General features: G+C 40.0%; 2 protein-coding genes. Both read left to right on the forward strand.

Features of this window, described 5'->3' with window-relative positions:
* The first annotated feature begins 458 nt into the window (after positions 1–458).
* Positions 459–785 (forward strand): GapS6a family protein, encoded by a 327-nt coding sequence (gapS6a, locus tag WG89_RS27785; protein ID WP_062270943.1) that lies wholly within the window; start codon positions 459–461, stop codon positions 783–785.
* Between the two features lie 11 nt (positions 786–796).
* Positions 797–1,930, forward strand: a complete 1,134-nt coding sequence (locus tag WG89_RS27790; protein WP_062270945.1) for a hypothetical protein — start codon at positions 797–799, stop codon at positions 1,928–1,930.
* The last annotated feature ends 223 nt before the right edge of the window (positions 1,931–2,153 follow it).

Below are 2,153 nucleotides of genomic sequence, written 5' to 3' on the forward strand. Positions count from 1 at the left end.
GCGTATAACTTGAGGCGGATGTTCAGCCTGAAACAAGTGAATGAAGAGCAGTGGTTGGAACTGGTCTTGTTGGCGACTTATCTGTGGCACTATTGGGCTGATCTGAGGCCAAGAGTGAGAAAAATCATAAGGACAAGTTGAAAATGTAATGCGCCGGAGAGGGTTTTATAAGTTCTCTCCGGAATAGTCAGAGTCTGAAATTACTTGAACTGCGTTTATGGGTTCAAGTCCGACAGGCTGCTAGATTCCGGCTTCAAACCAGAGTTGGTTGTTTTTTAACCATAAGGTTATTCAAATTGAATTTATGCTCTTACCTATCTCCTAAGATTGCAGCGAATGCAACTTCTAAAAAATTCGCATTTCTCACTATCTCAAGTAGTCTGAGCCTTGAATAAGTAAACATATGCCCATATAAACTTTTTAAGCCACTACAACCTTATATGATGGAGTCTTACTACATGGAATTTATGTCTGCAACAATACTTTCTGGAGTGCTGTATGATTGCCTCAAGCACGGTACATATGTGACAGCATCAAAGCTGAAAGAAAAGTTTCAGGGCTGGATTATAGATGATCAACTTGCGACCAAGTTAGAAAGCCAAGTTACAGCGCTAAAACTTAATGATGAAATGAGTGAAAAAGCTATAACTAAACATATAGAAGCCTCCTTAGAGCTGAATAGGCTGCTTCGAGAAATCAGACCTGTTGCCCAAGCATCTGTGATAAATCAGGTTCACAATGGGACGGGTGACAACATAGCTGGAGACAAAATTATCAAGGGATAATCCGAAGCAGAATGTCTAATGAAACGAATCAAATTCACCATGGCCAAGGCAATAACGTTGCAGGTGATTTAATATATCAGAGCCTCGATCCGTCAGCGATTGAAGACTCTATCAGGTCAATAGTTCAAAAGGTAAGATATAGGAGGCCTCAAGATGCAAAGCAACAACTGAGAAATCTAGAACTTACTGGAAATTTATCACCTTTATCCAAAAAGCTAATCGCCATATTGGATGTTCTGGTTGCATATGGTATTGACCAAGAAAAATTACCAAAAAAATACATGAGTACCCTAAATAGGGGGGGGTCTCAGAATGACTTACTCTTCTTGGATGTATTGAACTCAACGCTGCTACATATATATTCTAAGCATAACAATCATGAGGCCGGAATCACACTTTACACATCTATTTCTGACTCTCAGATTCAAAATTATATTTATACTCAGGAAGCCTACTTTCAACATTTTGCTTCTGAAGAAGAGATTAGAGAAAAATACACTAATATTGGATGTTTGTTGTCAGAAGAGCTGCTTTGTGGGTTAGTCCGAGGAGCCTTAAGGCTTGAAAAATCCGAGCTAGCAGTTTCAATTTCTGAAACTCTACTATCAGTGTCTGATTACAACCCAAATGCAAAGATAATTAATTTTTTGAGCCGTATCCTATATTGGCAACTCTCTTGCAATCCACAACCATTACATTACTGGAGTTTTACCGCTACCCAACAATGCGAACTCCTAGAATTTTGTAAAGAGGTAGTTGAATTAATTGAGGATACTCAAGGTCAAGATGCGAGAGTCATTACTCAAGCAACTCGTTTTATCAGCGTTACAATGGGTGGAGTTAAGAATGTCATTGATATTTGTTGGAAGTACATCGATGAGACAGAATCTGTGGATGCTGAAGCGGCAAAACAGATTCGAAGGCTGAAAGAAAGAGATCCCTTGGATCTGACTGACGTTGAAAGAGCTCAAATAGATGATGAATTCAGGCAAGAGCTCATTCTGAGAATTGTTGAGTCAAAAGATATTTCCGCCCATGATGCCTCTATCTTAAGTTCATTTGCTGATAAAGAGATCGTAAAGACTTGGTTTGAGCAAGAAGGGGACGTTTCCTCTGATGACGACCTAGCAGCCTGTCGGACTTGAACCCATAAACGCAGTTCAAGTAATTTCAGACTCTGACTATTCCGGAGAGAACTTATAAAACCCTCTCCGGCGCATTACATTTTCAACTTGTCCTTATGATTTTTCTCACTCTTGGCCTCAGATCAGCCCAATAGTGCCACAGATAAGTCGCCAACAAGACCAGTTCCAACCACTGCTCTTCATTCACTTGTTTCAGGCTGAACATCCGCCTCAAGTTATACGC

Origin of the sequence: Endozoicomonas arenosclerae, from assembly GCF_001562015.1 — a bacterium.
Taxonomy (GTDB): Bacteria; Pseudomonadota; Gammaproteobacteria; order Pseudomonadales; family Endozoicomonadaceae; genus Endozoicomonas_A; species Endozoicomonas_A arenosclerae.

Excerpts from the sequence above, each read along its gene's own strand:
- gapS6a (WP_062270943.1), top strand. The coding sequence starts at position 459 with ATGGAATTTATGTCTGCAACAATACTTTCTGGAGTGCTGTATGATTGC.
- WG89_RS27790 (WP_062270945.1), top strand. The coding sequence starts at position 797 with ATGTCTAATGAAACGAATCAAATTCACCATGGCCAAGGCAATAACGTT.